Source organism: Chitinophaga qingshengii (assembly GCF_014529935.1).
In the GTDB taxonomy this organism is placed as follows: domain Bacteria; phylum Bacteroidota; class Bacteroidia; order Chitinophagales; family Chitinophagaceae; genus Chitinophaga; species Chitinophaga qingshengii.
Window position 1 is genome coordinate 233308 of the sequence record NZ_JACVFC010000007.1, and the last position, 20680, is coordinate 253987.

The following is a 20680-nucleotide window of genomic DNA, read 5'->3' on the forward strand; positions in this document are numbered from 1 at the left end:
TATTGATTTGTGTAAGCCCAGTTTTTTCTCAGCAAACAACTTTTAAGCTTCAAGGAAGAGTAATAGACGATCACGGAAAGGGATTAGCTTATGTTACAGTACGTGCAATAAGCGCAACTGATTCCACGCTCTATGGAGGAGCTGTCACTGTGATGGATGGCTCTTTTATTATTCATCCCCTGGAAGTAAAATCCGCGCTGCTGGTTTTCAGCCTTCTCGGTTATGCAACCAGGTATGTTCCTGTTACATTTCCGGGTAATACGGATAGTATTTTCCAGATGAAAAGTATCGGTAGAACAATCGCCACTATTGATATCAGATCAGGCAAGCCCATGTTTGAAATGAAGAGCGACAAAATTGTATACCATGTAGAGCCTTTAAATGACCCGGCAGCCAAACTGGAAGAAGTGCTGAGCAATGCACCCGGCGTGATGATCAGTAAAGACGGTGTATGGCTGAATGGAAAGCCGGGAACAGCCATCCTGGTAGATGGCCAGCAAAAAGGGGCATTGGAGCAGTTGAAAAATATTATTCCTGTTTCCAATATCCAGCGCATAGAAATAATAAATAACCCTTCCGCCAAATATGACGCACAAGGTACGGCCGGTATCATAAACATCATACTGAAAAAGAGATACTCTGAGAAATTCAATATGACCTTTGATGCAGGCTGGGGTGTCGCCAGGGAAAACCGCTATAATGCCAATGTAAACTGGAACTATGGCAGTAAACGGCTTCGGTTGTACGGAAATACCGGGTATTATAAAATTGGTTCTTTCGACCGCAATTTAAATAACCAGGTTGGGAGCAATTTTACACAAGCCGGTATGCAGGAGCATACATTGCAGCGCTATCTTGGGAATCTGACTGCAGGTCTTGGATATGCTATCAATAAGCGGCATGAAGTTACGGTGGAAATATCCCCTGGCTTTAGTAAAGAGAAAAATTACAGCGAGCGCGGTACTATACGTATTATCCCTGAAAGTAAGACCCGGAATCAATTGTACAGCAATGAAAGAATCCAGGGAAATAGCTTTTCGGGAAGTTTCTTTTACACAGGTTACCTGGATACCGCTTCCTCCCGTAAACTGACGGGAGACGTTAACTACGTAAAATACAAGACTCGTACCTGGGGACAATATGATAACGATTTTGACGGAAGTATTCCTCCGGTGTTCCTGCAATCAGATAATCCGCTGGATATATCGCTTACCAGTGGGGCCATCAATTATGAAGGCCCAATAGGAAAAAAAATGTCGCTGGAAGCTGGAGTCAAAACTGCCTTTACCAGGACAGATGCCATTGCCAGCTATGATACTGTAATAAGGCCTGGCGTTTTAAAAGAAGATATTTACCGCAACAGTAGCAATTGGTATAAGGAAAGTATTCATGCTGCCTATGCAACAATTTCCGGAAAATTCTGGAACACCGATCTCAAATTTGGGTTAAGGCTGGAAAATACTGTATACGAAACCGGCACAAAGGAAAGCAGGGCGTCAGATAATTATTTTAGCCTGTTTCCGAGTGTTTCTATTGGCCGGCAACTGAATGATAAACACTCGCTGAGCCTGGGGTTTTCCCGTCGCATACAAAGGCAACAGTACGAGTATATGACACCTGTGATCAGGTATGTGAATGACTACACTTATATTCAGGGGAATCCAGGAACCAAGCCGGCGTTTTCCTACAATGCAGACTTTAACTACGCTTATAATCACATCCTGTTTATCAGCGCTGGTTATTCATATACTTACCATGCCATTATGCAAACCCAGGAACTTGTGGCGGATAGTGCTACTAAAATCAGTATGGATAATGTAGCGGCTTACCAGAACTACTATTTTTCGGTGTCTGTGCCACTTACTGTTACAAAGTGGTGGACGATGAATAATAGTGCAGGAGGATACACGAATATGACCAGCAGTGATTCGAAGGTAATACCTTATAATGATGGGTATAATTTTACATTTCACGCAAGAAACATCAACAGATTCACTATTCCTGGTGGATTTAGACTAAGTTTAATATCCGGATATAAGAGTCCTGCTGTTTTTAACCAGGTACGAAGCCTGTCTGTTTTTACTATGAGCATAGGTATTCGAAGAACGTCTAAAGACCAGCGCTTTGCCGTTTCTTGTGGTATAGACGACTTACTGAATACAGATAAGGACCGGTACATCCTGCGATACACCGGTATTGTAGATGAGTCTTCGAGAAAATATGACAGCAGAAGATTCAGTATAGGCATATATTATAAAATTGGAGAAAGAAAAAATAATACTTACCGACAGAAGAGCAACGACGAAGAAATCGGACGTTTCAACAACAAAACTTCCAACTAGTAAGGGGCGCATTAAATGTGCAAATGCTAACCTAAGCAAACCATCAATTTTAAGAACAGGTAATTACTAAACAGGTTCTCCGAACTGAAGTTGATTTTATTTTCCGTACAAAACGGAGAGTTGGTATTGTATTGCCTTAACAATAATTATAACAACTTATTTATAGCAGCAATAATTGCTGTCAGGGAGCGTATTGCTCAACCCTGTAAGGTTTTCGCGAATAAGATCATTGGCCATGATCGGGCCATCATGCAGGCCTAATCAGCATGAATCACTATTGCCTGCCGACTATAAACAGGCGCTATTTAAATAACCTTTCAATTCCAGAATTATGAAAAAGGAAAACAGCGGCAAAAAGCTGCAAATTAACAAAACCCTGTTGGGTAATCTTTCCCAAAGCTCCATGGCGAACATCTTAGGTGGATTAGCCTTTGGTGTAACCGGAAGTACCTGCTCCTCCGGATGCAGTACTTCTAACCAGGTAACCTGTGATGGCTCGCAGTGCACCAAATGTACTTCCACCTGCCCTTGTCAGCCACAGGATTAATAAATGGGGCTGACCGGTCAGCCCCATTTTTATGGTGCGCCCGGCAGGGGCGCAAACTCCAGCGTGTAAGTACCGAACGCACCTTGATAGTAGGAAGCGTTAAACCGCCCCTACTCAATTTTTTAGACCAGCACTATATTGTATGAAGCTATTTCATGATCAGCAAACCAGGATCGAAAATCTGACGACAAAACTCTTTCATATTATCCAGCCATTGCAAATAGAGCGATGCGGATTATTAGATGGTGCGGCCGGAGAAATCCTTTTCGCCGCCACACTTTTTAAATATAGAGGAGAGGAAGAATACCTCGAATTTGCTACAACCCGCCTGGAATCCTGCCTGGAACAGGTTTACCAGGGTACTGTTAAAGATCTCTCTTTTGTGGCAGGTGTAAGCGGCATCTCCTGGCTACTGCAGTACCTGGTGGCAAATGGATTCCTGGACGAAGATGTTCTACAGGCCATAGATCCATTGGAGGATGCGGTTATAGCAGCTGCAAGGATGGATATGGATAACGATCGCTTTGATCCATTGTATGGGCTGGTAGGTAAAGCCGTGTACCTTAACCTGTCGTCCCGCACTGTCAGCAATGATATTCTGGAGGAAATTGTACAGTACTTTGCAGAAACCCGTATCCGGGAAGGGGAGGCTTGTTACTGGATGAGGAAAGCCAAATTCCAGTCAGATACTTCTCCGGAGGCCATTAATTTTCATGATGTTTGCGATCTGGGGATTGCTCATGGAATGACGGGTATTATACTACTTTTTTGCCAGCTATTTGAAAGTAATATCTGCCGTAAACAGCTTACAGAAATGGTGTATGCTTCCATTCATTGGTTGTTATCCAAAGAGCAACAAGGCAATATCTATCAATTCCCGGCCACCATTTCTGGTGTTTACAACGATACTGAATCCAGGATAGGCTGGTGTTATGGTGATCTTGGAATAGCCTATATGCTGATTAAGTCAGGAAAGACTTTCCAAAACGATCACTGGGTGAAGAAAGGTATTGAAGTTGCCAGACGCTGCACTGCCCGTAATGTCCGCACCGCCGGCATTACTTCTTATTCCCGGTATCCTTACATAGATGGAACATTTTGTCATGGGGCATCCGGCATTTATTATCTCTTCCATAAAATAAACAGCATTACCCAGGATGATCAGTTGTTATCCGCCATTAAAGACTGGGGATTGCTTACGCTCCGTCTGACTGAACGGTATATTCAACGCAATGAATTACGTAGTGGGTACTATACAGAAAAACATCACAGCGGCTTACTCAACGGATATACGGGAATTGGCCTTACGCTGCTTTCCATGCTGGATGAGGAGAACGCCACATGGGATAAATGCCTGTTTTTATAAACAATAAATCCAGTCAGTAATGAACAATAAGGTAGAATTACATCCGGTCTTTACGCTTCGAACGCCCTTTTTTCCTATAAGCCACTTCAACAACATTCCGAACCACGCTGATACGACATTCATTTTTGAGGTGCTGATGCAGGATACCTATTTTATGGAAGCGCTGTTCCTGGCTTCTCCCACTCTTTATGAAGAAGCGGTACGATTAAGGAAAGATAAAGGCACCGTCGAGAAGAAAGGAAGTAAAATTGTTCTTTCTGTATTGAAATATTATATCCGCATGTGCACACGTTGTACCCCTTTCGGTTTGTTCTCCGGATGTAGTACCGGGAAAATTACAGCACATGCAACGGGACTGGAATTTTTGCACTCCTCGATGCTGCGCCGGCACTCCAGGCTTGACATGGATTATCTGAATAATGTGGCACTATATCTATCCAGGGAACCCATCATACAACAATATGCCCGTTATTATCCGAATACCAGTCTTTACCGGGTAGGTAACGTTTATAGATACGTGGAATGCAAATACCCTGGCGGACGAAAAACCTATCACCTGGTCTCCGTCGATTACTCGGCGTATATTGATCTCGTATTGCAAACAGCTACGTCCGGTGCTTTAAAAGCAACGCTTGCCGCTGTTGTATGCTCAGAAGAAATCAGTGAGGCGGATGCCAACGAATTCATCGACGATCTGATAGCTTCACAGATCCTGGTTAGTGAAATAGAGCCCGCATTGACCAGCAGCATGGAAGGAGAAGAACAAATCATCCAGTCGCTCGCTAACCTTACCCATCGCATTAATGATGAAGTACACCAGCAATGGCTGGACATGTTCTCGAACAACCTGCAATTGTTATCTGGTCAGGTCAAATCCCTCGATCATCAGGCTTCCCGGTGTTTCCCTCAAAATTATTATGATATTGAAGCCACCTTAAAAAAAATAGGTATTGACTTTAATAGGAGCTTTAGCATTCAAACAGACCTTGTCCGGCAATTAACTCCGTCAAGTGGACTGGATGCAGACACTGCAAAGGATTTACAGGAGGCTGTCACCCTACTTAGCCGCATTAGTCTTCCGCAGGAAGATAAAGAGTTGAAAGATTTTATTCAGGCATTCAAAGACCGTTACGAGGACATGGAAGTGCCATTGGTGCATGCACTGGATACAGAAACCGGAATTGGTTATCTCCAATTGGGTGATAAATGTCTCGTTACAGATGTCAGTTGGTTATTGGAAGAGCTGAGGTTTAAACCCAGAGAAAACGACCAGCGATCTGTAGATTGGAATGTTTCTCTTCATAATTTTCTGTTTACTAAAATACTGAACGCTCATAAAGGACGACAACAGGAAATAATTCTGACCGAGGAGGAACTACAGTCATTTCCCGCAAGGGTAAATAAGATAAACCCATCATTTACTATGTTCGTTAGTATGATACCTCCCGGACCCACTATTGGTAGCGAATATGCGGGATATTACGTTATACCGGGAATGGGTGGATCAAGCGCTGCCAATATGATTGCCCGTTTTGGGTTTAATGAGGAAATTGCAGCCAATATCCGGGAAATAACGAAACAGGAGAATAGCCTTTTCCCTGATGCCATACTGGCTGAAATAGTACACCTTCCCCAGGCGAGGGTCGGTAATGTAATTTTCCGGCCAGATAATTTACGTCCATATGAAATACCTTACCTCGGCAGGTCCGGTATGAATGAAGACTGTCAGCTGCCATTGACAGATTTAATGTTGTCAGTCAGGGGTGACAGGCTTATCCTACGCTCTGTTAAATTAAACAGGGAGATCATCCCACGATTGACCAATTCCCATAATTTTCAGTATGATAGCCTCCCCATTTACCATCTTCTCTGTGATCTTCAAAATCAGTATTTTGAAAAAGCCTTCTATCTGGATGTAGGTTTCCTGCTGGGATTATTCCGGTATGTTCCCCGCATACGGTATAAGCAGATCATTTTTCCTGCTCAGTGGAGGCTGCAACGTCCTGACTATATTAGCCTTGTTGACGGGGATGCAGGTGACTTTCAAAAAAATCTCCAACTGCTGAGGGAAAAGTATCAGCTTCCACGGTACCTGACGATAGTAGAAGGAGACAACGAATTATTAATAGACCTCGAAAATCATTGGGGACAGCGCCTTTTAGTGGATGAATTGAAATCCCTTGATAATGTCGCACTCAAAGAATTTTTGTTTGCAGATAAAATTCAAAGTGCCGGAAATGATCCGGAACAGGTAGAAAATTATTCCAACCAATTTCTTTTCAGCTGTTTTGTGGAAAATAAGTCTGATATACTTCCTGTACAGGAAGCTGCTACTTTAACCAGCAGGCGCTCATTTCATATTGATGATGAATGGATATATTTTAAAATTTACCTCGGTGCTAAAACATCAGACCGGTTTCTGGTGGAGCTATATGAAACCATAACCGGGTTACAAGAGACTGGCCTCGTTGAAAAATGGTTCTTTATCAGATATGTAGACGCTGATTATCACATCCGTTTGCGCCTGCGTAGCGGGAAGCAGGAAAATAATGCACAAATTATTTCATTGATAAAGGAGGCGATGAGGGAAGATATAGACACTGGGCAGGTATGGAAGTTACAATTGGATACCTATACCCGGGAATTGGAACGCTATGGACATGACAGGATAGAAACAGCGGAAGCCATCTTTTTTTATGACAGCACTGCCTGTATACAGTTTATAAGCCAGTTGGATGATTCTATAGAAGGAGAAACGATCCGCATCCTCCTGGCAATTAAAGGAATGGATGAATATCTTAATAATGCAGGAATGAATATAACCGAAAAACATCGATGGGTTGAACATCACCGGCAATATTTTGAACAGGAGTTTAATGCGGATAAAAATAGTAAAGTTACGATGGGAAAGATTTTCCGTAAGCTAAAAAAGCCTATTGAGATGATATTGGAAGAGCAGTATCCCATAGATGAAGATATCGCACAATTGTCCCGTTTGGTGACCCAAAGAACTGCCCAGGTCCTTCAGCATGGCCCGTTGATACAAGATCCGAATAATAACAAGGATCACACTTTTCTATCCGGTATCATACATATGAGTATCAACAGGATATTTCGTACCCGTCAAAGATTGTATGAATATCTGCTGTATGATCACCTTGAAGTATACTATAAATCAGTTGTGGCCCGGAAGAAAATATTATCAAAATGAAAAAATTTCCGATATACCGGCCCGGATCCTGCTGATATTGGGCCAGACCAAAACGAAAGACAAAAAGACCTTACAAGAATATTTCTTTGACTACCAATACATCCCCCCAAAGAAGAGAGCATAAAAAAGGGAGGCTGGCCGAAAGGGCCGGCCTCTTTGCATTTGTGAACAGCAATTGTATCAAAATCGAACATATTATATTATTTATAATATAAAAATTATTGGTTTATTGTTGTCATCGGTTTTGGCATTTTTATTAGTTTGTCAACAGCATGATCAAGAATTACTTCCTGGTTGCCTGGCGCAACCTTCGCAACAATAAAGGCTACAGTGCCATTAATATTTTCGGGTTGGCGGCCGGTATTGCCGTAGCCATGGTGATTGCGTTGTGGGTGGTACACGAATATTCCTATGATCGTTTTCTGCCGGACCACGACCGGTTATACCGGGTGCAGCGCAACTTTGACAGTAATGGCGATACGCTTACTTTCCAGACTACATCCCTGAAGCTCGCGGAGGTGCTGCGTAGTGAGATCCCTGAAATGGAATATGTATGTGAAACAGACTGGATGGGCAAACATGCCCTGAAAGTGGGGGAGCGTAAAGTGGTCATGAATGGGGGCGCCGTACAGGCAGATTTTCTGAAGGCATTTAAGTTTCGGTTGCTGCAGGGCGATGCAACTTCCGTATTTAACGACCCATTCTCTATTGTATTGACACAATCGGCTGCGAAAGCATTGTTTGGGGAGGAAAACCCGGTGGGCAAGATGGTGCGTTTAGACAATCAGCACGACCTGGCTGTGACCGGCGTGTTACAGGATTTACCGGCTAATTCTTCCTTTCAGTTCAAATATCTTTTCCCTTTCAGTTTCCTGGACCAAACGAACAAATTTGTACAGGAAGATCGTAAGAGCGGCGGTTTTGGTAACAATGGGCATCAGCTGTTTGTGAAACTGCAACGGGGTGTGAATGTGCCGCAACTGGCTGCCAAGATCGCATTTATCGAAAAAAGGCAAAAGGAGAGTATCAATGCGCAGAAGTCGATCGTGATTTTACAGCCGATGGATCATTGGCGGCTTTTCAGTGAATACAAAAATGGAAAGGAAGCGGGCGGTTTTATCGATTATATCCGGATATTCAGCGGTGTTGGCGCCCTGGTATTGCTCATCGCGGGTATCAACTTTGTAAACCTAACCACAGCACGTTCTGAGAAACGTGCCAGGGAAGTGGGCATCCGCAAGGCGATTGGGTCACGACGCCGGTCGCTGGTAGTACAGTTTCTAACGGAATCACTTTTGCTGACCTTTATCGCTTTGGTTTGCAGCCTCCTGATGGTGGTGCTGGCATTGCCTGCCTTTAATAAAATGGCTGGTGTTGCTGTTCATGTTCCATTTGAAGATATCCGTTTCTGGGTCATCACGCTGACAGGTGTGTTCCTGGTGGGCGTAGTAGCAGGACTGAAGCCTGCTTTTTATCTCTCGTCTTTTAATCCGGTAAAAACATTGAAGGGCAGCCATAAAATCGGCACTTCCGCGGCATGGTCCCGCAGAGGACTGGTAGTATTGCAATTCACCTGCTCCGTGGTGTTGGTGATCAGCACGATGGTTGTCTACCGCCAGATGCAATATGCGAAAGACCGGCCTACTGGTTTTGAAAAAGACCGGCTGATGGTGTCTGAATTGACAGAGGACATGATGAAAAACAACGACGCCTTAAAGCAGGACCTGTTGCAAAGTGGATTGGTAAACCATGTGAGCGTTTCTTCCTCGCCACCGGCAGATATGGACTGGCACGCTGATTTACAGGATTTTCCCGGGAAACAGCCGGGAGAGACAGTGGAAATGGGGATGGTTATGGCCGGAGATGATTATATAAACACCATGGGTATGGCATTGATGGCGGGCCGCGATTTCAGGGCGGGTATGTCCGATACGCTGAATGTGATGCTGAATGAGGCTGCGGTGAAACGTTTACGCCTGAAAGATCCGTTAAATACTTCCGTCAAATGGGATAACCGTTTGTATCGTGTAGTAGGCGTGGTGCATAATGCGCTGATGTTAAGTCCTTTTCAGCAGGCAGATCCTACTATGTTTATAAAATCTTCCGGCAATGAACGGTATTTGCTGTACCAGCTGGCGCCCGGTGTAGCGCCGCATAGTGCTGTGGACAAACTGGGGGCTATTTTTAATAAACATAACCCGGCCTATCCTTACCAATATGAATTTGTCAACGACGCCTATAATCAGAAATTCCGCCAGGAGATGCTTACCGGAAGGTTATCTGGTATCTTTGCGGTGCTCGCCATCCTGATATCCTGCCTGGGGCTGCTGGGATTGGCCGCTTATATGGCCGAGCAAAGGACCAAGGAGATAGGTGTGCGCAAAGTATTGGGCGCCTCTATTGCGCAGGTTTGGTTCCTGTTGTCCAAAGACTTTCTTGTCCTGGTGCTGGCCAGTTGCCTGATCGCCTCTCCGCTGGCGTTGTATTTCCTGGAGCGCTGGCTGTCACAGTATGCGTACCGTATCACCCTGGGGCCTGCCGTATTCGTGTTGGCCGCTTCCATAGCGTTGGTGATAACCCTGGCGACGGTCAGTTTTCAGTCCATCAAAGCGGCGATGGTCAACCCCGTGAGGAGCCTCCGTTCTGAATAGAGTGTCTTTGCGTATATTTATGCCTGAAAACAAAGAGAACGGGCATGGCACTGACAACAGAATCAACATACCAGGCAGCATCCACGGTAGCCGACATCATAGAAGCGCATTTTATTAAACATCTGGAAACGGCAGCGGAGGAGGGCGTCGATAATTTGGCGACTGCTCCTACAGCCCGTGTGGTGGAGAAAATTATAGATGTGGCTTTCTGGGCCAGCCTCCGCCGGGAGGAAGGCAATGCCACCCGTATGTCGCTGGCGTTTGTCAGCCCTGAACAAGCCGGTAAACCGTTACTGTTTGAACAACCATTACCACTGACACCACAGGTGCTCACCAAACTGGCGCCGGGGGTGGAAAGGGCAGGGGTGCACGTAGGTATCTGGTTTAATGGTGATGAGCTGTGTATTTGGGGCACTACCATCAAACTACCTAATTTCTGTTTTGTGCTCGACGTGTCAGAACCCGGACTGCTGGTGGTAAAACATCGCCGTATCATGGGACTGGGCAAGTTCACCAATGTGGCCATGCTTAAAGGCGACCAGGTGAAGGTGGTGGATGAAAATTCGGGCACTTCTGTCTGTAGTCCTCCCTTACTGCGTTCCCTGCTGGGTGTTGATTCCTCCACGTTTTGGAACAATCCTGAAAACGTACTCATACAAATAGCCGTGTCCATGCGGGCACATAAAAGAGGGGGCATCCTGCTGGTGGTGCCTAATAATACCCAATCCTGGAAAGAATCCATCGTACAACCGTTGCAATACCCGATATCACCGGCTTTCGCCGGGGTGGCCGACCTGTTGCGGCAGGAAAGCTCCACGGTCAGCGAGATATTCTGGCAGAACGCCCTGCGGCGGGAAGTAGAGAATATCAGCGGCCTTACGGCTGTTGACGGTGCTACCATCATCAACCAGCGGCATGAATTGCTGGCTTTTGGCGCCAAGATCACCCGGGCGCACTATTCTTCTCCCGTAGAAAAAGTACTGATGATGGAACCGGTCATGGGCGGCAGTCCGGCTTATGTACACCCTTCCAGTATTGGCGGTACCCGTCATCTTTCCGCTGCCCAGTTTGTGCATGATCAGCCGGATGCTATTGCCCTTGTGGCTTCCCAGGATGGCTATTTCACTATTTTCTCCTGGTCCGTCACCAAACAGATGGTACAAGCCCATAGAATAGACATCCTGCTGCTCTAATCCATAACTCAACCGAATGAAGTTTTCTTTGCTGACCACCCTACCGCTGCTGTTTGCGTTGCCGCTGGCAGCCCAGCAGGATACGTTGCGTCGCCTGCCGGAAGTAGAGGTGAAATCCTACTTATCGAAAGAATCATTATTACGTATACCCACAGCCGTTAGTGTGTTGTCGCCACGGCAATTGTCGCTGCAACAGGGGGCCTCTCTGGTGCCGGCCTTCAATCATGTTGCCGGTGTGCGCATGGAAGAGCGGTCGCCCGGCAGCTACCGGTTATCGATCCGCGGTAGCCTGCTGCGTTCCCCCTTTGGTGTTCGTAATGTAAAAGTATATATGGATGAGCTGCCGCTCACCGATGCCGGCGGCAACACCTATCTCAATCTCCTGGACCCGTCAGTACTCAGTAGCGCTGAGGTGCTGAAAGGGCCGGATGGCAGCCTCTTTGGGGCCAACTCCGGCGGCGTGGTACGTCTGGATGTATTACCGCCTCCGGGAGATAGTACCTGTTTACAGGCATCTGTACAGGGAGGCAGTTATGGTCTTTTTCATGCTGCCGCCGGTTACCGGCAACAGCTGGGGAACTACGGCTTTCAACTGTTTCAGGGTTATCAGCAGTCAGACGGCTACCGGCAAAATACCGCCATGCGCCGTTCCTATACGCAGTTAGGGCAACGCTGGGAGTACAAACCCGGTTACACCCTGAAGATGCTGGGCTTTTATGCCGATCTGGGATATCGTACCCCCGGCGGTTTAACCCTGGCGCAGCTGGACAAAGATCCGCGTGCTGCGCGCCCTGCCACGGCTACCTTGCCCGGCGCCGTGGCACAAAAAGCGGGTATCTATAACCGTACCGTACAAGGCGGGCTGGTACATGAAGCGCAGTTCAGTCCCCGCTGGCAGCATGTGGTGGCCGTATTCGGAGAGAACACCCATTTTGAAAATCCGTTCATCACCAATTACGAATCGCGGGATGAAAATACAGCCGGCTTCCGGACTTATCTCTCCTGGATGAACAAACCCTCCGCCACCCTGTTTCAATGGAAATGGCAGGCCGGTATGGAGTGGCAGCGCACTGTTTCCGATATTATCAACTATGGCAATAACCGTGGTGCGCGCGATACAATTCAGGTCGCCGATAAGCTCACTGCCGGACAGTATTTTTATTTTACGCGGTTTCATACACAGCTACACCGCTGGACTTTAGAGGCTGCCGCCAGTATGAACTATTATCATTGCACCTATAACCGTAACGGCAATACGAAAGTGGCCTTTACGCCACAGCTGATGCCGCGGGTATCCTTGTCTTACCTGATCAATGATCAGCTGACAGGCAGGGTGAGTGTGAGCAGGGGGTATTCTCCCCCGGCAACAGCAGAAGTAAGGGCATCAGATAATATCATCAATACTGCTCTTCGTCCGGAAACAGGCTGGAACTATGAAGCCGGTCTGCGTTTGCTGCCCTTATCGCGGCGTTATTCCCTGGATGTGACCGGGTTTCACTACCGTATGAAAGACGCTATCGTGCGGAAGCTGCGGGATAATGGCGCAGAGTTTTTTGTCAATGCCGGTGGTGTGAACCAGACAGGCGTGGAAGCAGAAGGTATGCTGCAAATCCTGCAACCCCGTACCCGCGGGTTTATCCGCGGACTTGAATGGCGCAGCAGTTATACCTGGAGTGATTTTTATTTCCGGGATTACGTGAGCAGTGGCAAGGATTTTTCCGGCAACCGGGTAACCGGCGTACCACGTAGTGTAGTCGTTTCCGGTATGACCGTATATTTCCCGAAGGCTGTTTATGTATATGTAGCGCATAACTTTACCAGCAGTATTCCGTTGAATGACGCCAACAGTGCCTATGCGCGTGGGTATCACCTGATGCAATGTAAGGCCGCGTGGCAGTTACCCATCTCCGGAAAATGTAAAATAAGTGTACAGGCAGGAGCAGATAATTTACTGAACCAGTCCTATAGCCTGGGGAATGATTTAAATGCGGTAGGAGAGCGGTATTATAATCCGGCGCCCGGCCGTACTTATTTTGGTGGTATCCAGATGGTGCTGTAATATTTACAGCACCATCTGATTAGCGTTCATTGAGCAGAAATTTGTTGGATATCGCCTTGAACGATATGCTCCTGTCGATGGAGCGGATAACGATCCCTTCACGTTCCACCGGTCTGCCTGCCGGGCTCAGTGCAGAAGCACCTTCTGCGGCGAGCAGGAGTTCGTCGATCGTATCAGGCAGCATAAAGGCCGTATCCAGTATAGGCACATGTTCCAGCTCCAACTGCGTTATCATCTCCCGAAAAGCATCCAGGGGAAGGTAAGCATACGCATCGATGTCAAACACGTTGAAGAAGCGTACCGTCTGCGCTTTGATGCAATAAGGATTGCTCTGTATACCTTCACCGATCAGTTCCCCCTGCAGCGCGATGTTTTTACCAACGGCCGCCAGTTTAGCCGGCAGGTCCAGCTGGTGCGCTATTTTCCAGAAGGTGTTATCTGCTGTTTCCATCAGGTCAAGATTACGGGAGCACACGCCGAATTCGCCATCGCGATGGTAGAAGGTGGCAGAGGAGCCATCCAGTTTCTCCGTGATGTAGAAGATGGTATTTTTCAGCCGTTCGTATATGCCGCTGAGGTTCTGTACCCTTTCTTCATCCGTTTTAGGGATAAAAGAAGGGAAGTTGCCTTTCGCTACACCGGCCAGGGCTGCGGGAACCGGCGGTTCGTACTTCACAATGCCCAGTTTTTCCGATACATCCTCTCCCAGCGTGTAAGCGTCACCGTTAAGTACCGATATCGGGAGCAAGAGGCCTTGCGATATCTGTCCGCGCATACGCATAGTTTTCAGCCGGAAGCCAGGGATGCCGGCCATTGTACGGAAAGACGTCCTCCGCAAAAATTCGAATACTTCTTTTTCAGGCAGGAAAGAATCGATTTCACAGTATACAGCGGGGTCGCCGATATTAAATTCCTGTTTTTTTACCACCAGTTTCCATCCTTTAACGGTGGCCACTTCAATGAGGTCTGCCCCTTCAATAGGCTGAAGGTCGTCTATCACTACGACAGACGCCAGTTTGCGTTCCATGAATTGGGTTTATTTTTTAAGGTTAACAAATTATATAAGGGTGCAAAGATATATATTATTTTCTATTTGTGAAGAAAAATAAGGGGATGCTTTTACCTTTGCGGGATGAGCGAGTCTATTCTGCAAACAAGATATATTGAGAAACTGGTGCGTGCACTGGAAGATGAACCGGGACGGCATATCCACTTGCCGGTAAGGGGCTTGAAAGGGGATATTGTGGCTTCTCTGGTGGATGACAGTCCGCTGCCGGCGGGGCTGCCACCGTTGAAATTTAATACCGCGCTGAAGGTGCGTTATCCATCCGATCCGGTGGAAGTATATTCTATATTCACCGGGCGGCAGCCTGTTATTTTTTACAAGGACCAGCTATTGGAAGCTCCCGCAGTCCACCTGGAAATCGCGCTCATCGCCTTATTACGGGAAATGCATATTGCCATCGCCCGTGCGGTGGAGATCCCGGAAATACTGCGTCACCGTACTGCCGAAGAAGAGCTGGCCGATCTCCGGGAGCTGATCGGGTTGCTGGCATCCGGGGTGTATCCTGAAGAATCCGACCTGGACACCATTGCCCAGGCGCTGTACCTGGCCTGGAGTGCGCCTTCCTCTTTCGCTGCTTTTCATCCGGAGTTTATGGAAGATGTAAAAGGAGAGGAGGACCTGTTTCTTTTAGTCCTGGAGAAAGCGCTGCCGGTAGTCTATTGTGAACCGCATCCCGATGCCGCAACATTGGAAGCGTGCATCAGTGAGCTGACGGGAGAAGATGTTAGTCTGCCTCCCGGAAAGGATTTATTCACCCGGGCCCAGGTATTACTCGCCCCGCTGGGGTGGCAGCTTCTTCACCTGGATACCGCCACTGACGGGTATTGCCTGCTGGTGGTGAACCCATCAGATACACAGCAGGTAACGGCACTGGCCCAGCGTTTTAATGTGACGCTTACCGCGTTGTAAAAATTTTTTTCGATCCTGCTGACATAGGGTTGTCACATGCCTGTTTTTACTTTGTTCTTAACAAACAAAAATTATACTGTCATGGAAATCATTCAAGCACTACTGAAAGAAATGGACCAGGAAGCGGCCACCACCCGTAAGATGTTGTCACGCGTACCTGAAGATAAATATGACTGGCAGCCACATCCTAAAAGCATGAAGATGCTGCGGTTGGCTACTCATATCGCTGAACTGCCTGGTTGGGTAACCATGGCCATTCATACCGATGGGCTGGATTTTCAGGCTAATCCGTATAAGCCTGTTGTATTGAAGAATGCAGCCGAATTAATGGAATACTTCGAAACCACGCTGGCAGATGGCCGGAAAAACCTGGAGGCAGTGTCCCTGTCCCGCCTGGACGAACCCTGGACCCTCAGCGATGGCGACCAGGTGCTGGTTAAACAAACCGTGGGAGAGATGATCCGCGTGGCCTACAGCCAGATTGTGCATCACAGGGCACAGCTGGGCGTATACCTCCGCCTGCTGGACATCCCCATCCCCGGCAGCTACGGTCCCAGCGCCGACGAATACTAGTGAAAAAGCCTTTCTGCCGGTCGGGCCCCGGTGGAAAGGCTTTACACTTTACAGTACTGAATGAAATGCTCCAGAATAGCATCCCATCCTTCCGGACTGTTCATCATCTCCCGGTATAATCCTCCTTTTTGTCCGTGCCGGTGAAAATGACGGTGCCCGAAGTCGATCCGCGTTTTCTGATCACTCTCCTTAAAAAAATGCAGGAATACCTCACTGGCCTTGTCTGGGTCCGGCTCCGGAATGCGGTCCGGTCCGATCTGCCATAAAAAAGCGATGCTTTCCCCTTCGGTGATGTAGATCACCCGGCCCCAGTCGCACCGGAACTCATATGGCCCGGTTTCAGTACATAATCCATTTACCGCAGGATGAATACGGATGTTCAGTAGTTTCTCCCCTGACCAGGTATAAGCTTTAGGCCACCATTCATTGATTTCATAGACGAATTTCGTATAGGCCTGGTCCGGTGGCAAGGGGACCTGTAAATGCCTGGTGATGTTTGATATTTCCATGGTTGTCTTCGCACAATTTTCAGGCCGGTGTGAGGTGATAAATTATTTTGTGATGTGGAATATTTGGTTATCTTTGCAACCCATTTAACGATTCCGTAGCTCAGTTGGTAGAGCAATACACTTTTAATGTATGGGCCCTGGGTTCGAGTCCCAGCGGGATCACAGACAACTTATAAACCTCGCGCATGGCGCGGGGTTTTGTTTTTTAGTTGAGCGTTTAGTCGAGTTCCTTTTGTATAACCCCGATTTCTTTCCCGTACTTTATACAGGTTAATCAGCTTTTACTGTTGTAGAAATATACACATTGAGATTTACAAAAAAATTTGACGCCGGAATCCCAAGAAATCACCGGAAAGTTTCAAAACTTGCCTTAGTCGAGAGTTTTATCTATTTGCTAGTCTATCAAAGTGCGGATTCGTTGTTCTGGTTTACTTAGTTTTATTTGCGTTGACTTGGGGATGCTAATTTACTTATTATTTATGAAACCTATACTCTAACCCTTTTGTTAAAAGAGTGTTTTTGTTAGTTTATCCGTGCCCTTTATCAAATCATCAATTTGTTCCTTGGTTGGCTCAGTTCCAGTGTGATGATCACATTGATTTCTAATATCACCCAAAAATTGAATGGTCCGCCATTGAGGGATCTCTATTATATTCTGTTGTTTTAATAATTCATTCAGATTATTAATTGTCGCATTTCTGGTTGTGATTGTTAGGTTGTGATTAAGGCATACTTGTTTTAGGTGCTTTTCTAAAACGACACCTGCAATAGCACCTGCCGCCCTGTAAAAATTCTTTTTTAGAAGTTCTTTAGATGATTCTAATTCTGAATCAAACAAATCCGCCTGTACCAGTTGCTTAATGTCAAATAGTGAACTAGAAAAGCGCTGCTGAACAGATTTTAAAATGTTTAATTGTATTAGATATTTTGGAATAGCGGAAGTTGTATCGACAACTACGTCTTTGTAGATACCGCGAGTAGCTCGAAGGTTAATCATATAATCTTCAATAACATAATTTTCATGACTGAGTTCTTTTCTGCTTTTGGGTTTTTCATATTGTTTTATAAAGTCTTCCAAGCGGTCTGGTAGTAAAACTTTGATAACTAATTTAGATTCGGAATACCATGTTTGATAATGGTCATTGAAAGGAAATAAGTTCTTTAAAATTTTGTCAGCCTCTTTCCCAAATCTCTGATTAATAGATTGTTCAATTTCTTTTGGATAACATTCATACTTAATTGAAATTAGTAGTTGGTCGCCTTTAGAGATTAAGCTTGCTAATTCTGACTTGTATTTATCAAGGTTGGATATATTCGACATGAAAAATTATTTATTTTAACTGGGTTATTAAACAGCTTCTTTAAAGTTGTGAAACCTTTTTTGCATTTTATTGGTTTGGTTTATAGTAATTAATTACTATAAACCAAACCAAATGTAAGAAAATCAAGTAGATTATAGAATTTGAAGAGCTTTAAAAAGGCCACGATGTATAACGATGTTTTCTTGAAAATTAAAACGAGCTTCTGGGTTACTGTATTTAAAAAAGGAAACGAACCTATTTTTAGGACGATTACCAATTACGCTAAAATCAAACATCATTTGAAGGACATAGTCCACATTACCATTGGTAACGGTTTTATTTTTATAATATGAATTGTAGGTATCCTTGAATTCTTGGATACTAAAATTCCACTTTCTAATTTGGGAAATTATCGATAAGATGTTTATAATGTCTGGCAATAACGCATGAACTTCATCTACAATTTCATCTCTCAAATAATTGGAGAAAGCTTTATCAAGAGATTTTACTGTTTTGGCGGTTATTCTTGCTCCTCCTTCACTGCTTGTTCTTTCTGAGCAGACTTGAATATATTTTATGTAATCTCTCGGGCGAAGTTGCGTGCTTAGGGTTATGTAGTCAAAAATATTCATGCGCTTGTTGCCTCCGTCTCCCATAGATACTTCTTCTCTTTTAAATACTTTTGCCCATGCAACATCGAAAGGAAGCACATCTCCGTTTGGATCAATAGCTTTTGATATCCTAAAGGCTAACATTCTTTTGATTTTATCTTCATCCCATTCCAATGAAATTTTAAAATCGCCCCACTTATTTTTGTCAGTGTCTTTTATTAAATTGTAGATGTCATCTCTAAGAAATACAATTGGACAGATTACTTCTTTCTTGTCACGAAAAATTGATTTTACATCCTGTACCGCTTTAAATAAACTTGTTATTAAGTTGATGTATTGTTGTTGTTCTTTAGGATTTTCGAATACCCTATAATCTTCGTCAAGTTCATCAAAGACGACATAATATTTTGACGTATCTATGTATTGCTCTATTATGTCTTCAAGGATATTGGTCTTTTCAATCCATGATAGGTCCTGAAATGAACTGATTTGGTCAACTTTTATATTGCCTCCCGTCCCCAATATTTGTGCACCAAATTCTTTAGTGGTCCATTTGTCAATAAGCCTAGACAGTGACTTTACTGGATCAGGCGGATACAATTTTTCTAAAACCTTTCTAACTTCTGAATCAATAGATTCATTTTTTACCACAAGTCTACATATGCAGGAATAAATTATATATTTCCATATTGTAATGTATTGGTTAGGCTGTGTATACTTGTCGTTTCCCAAGGAATAGAGTTCATTAAAAGGAAAATTCTTAAATGAGAGTTTCTCTGTAAATATATTATATCCTTTTTCTATATCAACTTTAGGTAAATTTAGTATGTATTCACTAATTGCTGATTTACCACTGCCTTTTCTTCCTATAACGTAAAATCTTTCCCCACTCAATACCTTCTTTGATTCGTCTATATGGAAGAAGTATCTTATGTTGTTTTCTTGCTTTGCCTCAAGTTTCCATGTGTCAGCGATTTCCTTCAGTAAATTATTGGTTGCTACCATGAGATTTTTAGGTTTAAGTTGATTTATAGCATTATTAGTTTGAGACTAGTTTGTAACCAGCATAGGGAACAATGAATTGTAACTTGTTACTCCTAAAGTTTTTTATGATTGTTTGGTATAGCTGGAACGTTGTTACTCAAAAGAAAATAGCATGAGAACGTCAATTGTAACTGCCTTAATTTCCAATTTGTGCCTCCAGTAGTTTGTTTTCTTTTAATATGTTTTGGATAATTCAATAGCATTGAGATTAAGTTATAGGGTCCATTTTGAGTTTTTTATCTTGAGTTTTTAAATATAATCACATGGAACTTAACGAATTATTTGTTTAAGATAAATATTTTTTTAATTTAAACCAAAGGATTTGTGTTATGAAAAAAAATTTGCAGCGTTTGGCATCCTTCGCCACTTTTGATCTCCCTCTTAACATAGGCTATAATCAGCTACTACTCAATACAATTCACAAAGAGCAAACAGCTGTCATTCCCCGTTGGAGTATTGAAGGCACTCGAAGAAAACTAATCGCCCATTATTGGTATAGGCAAGTGCTTTATCACTTCCTATCATTGTTCGGTATTGCGCTACTTATTGTTTTGCCGTTTACGCCTTACATGACGTCCCCCCGAAAAAATGTAGCGCTGTAAGTTGGAAATTTCGGGGCAATGAGGTCCTCCCCAAATCTGTAGCAATCAAAAGTAGAATTCCGGGGCGTTTTTGGACAAAAAAACCGCTGTTCATCTGGATGATTTTTTTGACACTGCTGAGGCATGTTTTGACCTTGCAAAAATCGTCCGGTTAACAGCGGAAGCCGCCGGCACGGCTTCATTTCCTTTTCTGCCTTCTTTGCATAAATTTACAAATTGAGCAGGTGTAAGATCGTTTAATGAACTGTGTGGACGATATTCGTTATAGTCCCTTCTCCATATTTCAATCTTTTCAGCCGCGTCCTCCAAAGATAAGAACCAATGGGCATTTAAACACTCATCTCTTAAACTTCCGTTGAAAGATTCTACAAAAGGATTATCCGTTGGTGTACCTGGTCTCGAATAGGCCATTACTACTTTGTGCTCATAGGCCCATCTATCCATTTCCTTTGAGATAAACTCGCTGCCATTGTCAGTTTGGATACGTTTAGGGATGATCCCGTTACCCACGCGAAGCTGCTCTAACACACTGACAACATCGCTCCCTTTTAGTGATTTTCCTATGTGAATTGCAAGACACTCCCGACTATAATTATCCACTACAGTTAAGGCCCGGAATTTTCGTCCGTCAAACAGCGCGTCGGAGACAAAATCCATGGAAATACACTGGTATAATTCGCTGGCCTTTATGTTCTC

At 44.7% G+C, this 20680-nt stretch carries 13 protein-coding genes, 1 tRNA gene and 1 pseudogene; 10 read left to right on the forward strand and 5 right to left on the reverse strand.

Going from position 1 to position 20680, the window contains the following annotated elements; all coding sequences use genetic code 11:
- Nucleotides 1-152 precede the first annotated feature (152 nt).
- The 7 genes from ICL07_RS32035 to ICL07_RS32065 all read left to right on the forward strand — a co-directional run bounded on the left by ICL07_RS32035 (nucleotide 153) and on the right by ICL07_RS32065 (nucleotide 13369).
- Nucleotides 153-2342 carry an outer membrane beta-barrel family protein gene (locus ICL07_RS32035; RefSeq protein ID WP_188092145.1) on the forward strand — a complete coding sequence of 730 codons (2190 nt, stop codon included), beginning with the start codon at nucleotides 153-155 and terminating at the stop codon, nucleotides 2340-2342.
- 331 nt (nucleotides 2343-2673) lie between these two features.
- On the forward strand, nucleotides 2674-2889 hold the full coding sequence (locus ICL07_RS32040) for a class I lanthipeptide (protein WP_188092146.1): 216 nt from the start codon (nucleotides 2674-2676) through the stop codon (nucleotides 2887-2889).
- 142 nt (nucleotides 2890-3031) lie between these two features.
- Nucleotides 3032-4255 (forward strand): lanthionine synthetase C family protein, encoded by a 1224-nt coding sequence (locus ICL07_RS32045; RefSeq protein WP_188092147.1) that lies wholly within the window; start codon nucleotides 3032-3034, stop codon nucleotides 4253-4255.
- Nucleotides 4256-4274: 19 nt separating this feature from the next.
- Entirely contained in the window at nucleotides 4275-7466 is a 3192-nt protein-coding gene (locus tag ICL07_RS32050; RefSeq protein WP_188092148.1) for a lantibiotic dehydratase, read from the forward strand.
- A 272-nt stretch (nucleotides 7467-7738) separates the two neighbouring features.
- Complete coding sequence (locus ICL07_RS32055) at nucleotides 7739-10117, forward strand: ABC transporter permease (RefSeq protein WP_188092149.1); 2379 nt, start codon at nucleotides 7739-7741, stop codon at nucleotides 10115-10117.
- 44 nt (nucleotides 10118-10161) lie between these two features.
- On the forward strand, nucleotides 10162-11310 hold the full coding sequence (locus ICL07_RS32060) for a putative sensor domain DACNV-containing protein (RefSeq protein ID WP_188092150.1): 1149 nt from the start codon (nucleotides 10162-10164) through the stop codon (nucleotides 11308-11310).
- 16 nt (nucleotides 11311-11326) lie between these two features.
- Nucleotides 11327-13369 (forward strand): TonB-dependent receptor, encoded by a 2043-nt coding sequence (locus ICL07_RS32065; RefSeq protein WP_188092151.1) that lies wholly within the window; start codon nucleotides 11327-11329, stop codon nucleotides 13367-13369.
- A 19-nt stretch (nucleotides 13370-13388) separates the two neighbouring features.
- Here the strand turns inward: ICL07_RS32065 and ICL07_RS32070 are convergent, their stop codons facing one another.
- On the reverse strand, nucleotides 13389-14396 hold the full coding sequence (locus ICL07_RS32070; RefSeq protein ID WP_188092152.1) for an RNA ligase (ATP): 1008 nt from the start codon (nucleotides 14394-14396) through the stop codon (nucleotides 13389-13391).
- 105 nt (nucleotides 14397-14501) lie between these two features.
- On the opposite strand from ICL07_RS32070, the gene ICL07_RS32075 reads away from it, so the two are divergent.
- Together ICL07_RS32075 and ICL07_RS32080 are read left to right on the forward strand one after the other, a co-directional pair.
- Entirely contained in the window at nucleotides 14502-15344 is an 843-nt protein-coding gene (locus tag ICL07_RS32075) for a DUF6630 family protein (protein ID WP_188092153.1), read from the forward strand.
- A gap of 81 nt (nucleotides 15345-15425) precedes the next feature.
- Nucleotides 15426-15917, forward strand: a complete 492-nt coding sequence (locus ICL07_RS32080) for a DinB family protein (protein WP_188092154.1) — start codon at nucleotides 15426-15428, stop codon at nucleotides 15915-15917.
- Nucleotides 15918-15958: 41 nt separating this feature from the next.
- Here ICL07_RS32080 and ICL07_RS32085 read toward each other — a convergent pair whose 3' ends face one another.
- Complete coding sequence (locus ICL07_RS32085; protein WP_188092155.1) at nucleotides 15959-16426, reverse strand: SRPBCC family protein; 468 nt, start codon at nucleotides 16424-16426, stop codon at nucleotides 15959-15961.
- An 89-nt stretch (nucleotides 16427-16515) separates the two neighbouring features.
- Between ICL07_RS32085 and ICL07_RS32090 the strand changes: the two genes are divergently transcribed.
- Nucleotides 16516-16588, forward strand: a tRNA-Lys gene (locus ICL07_RS32090).
- A gap of 343 nt (nucleotides 16589-16931) precedes the next feature.
- Here ICL07_RS32090 and ICL07_RS32095 read toward each other — a convergent pair.
- From ICL07_RS32095 to ICL07_RS32105, 3 genes and pseudogenes are all read right to left on the reverse strand, one after another.
- Nucleotides 16932-17747 (reverse strand): hypothetical protein, encoded by an 816-nt coding sequence (locus tag ICL07_RS32095; RefSeq protein ID WP_188092156.1) that lies wholly within the window; start codon nucleotides 17745-17747, stop codon nucleotides 16932-16934.
- A gap of 132 nt (nucleotides 17748-17879) precedes the next feature.
- Nucleotides 17880-19343 carry a P-loop ATPase, Sll1717 family gene (locus ICL07_RS32100; RefSeq protein ID WP_188092157.1) on the reverse strand — a complete coding sequence of 488 codons (1464 nt, stop codon included), beginning with the start codon at nucleotides 19341-19343 and terminating at the stop codon, nucleotides 17880-17882.
- Between the two features lie 833 nt (nucleotides 19344-20176).
- Nucleotides 20177-20680 (reverse strand): annotated as a pseudogene (locus ICL07_RS32105) (IS3 family transposase); the annotation flags it as partial.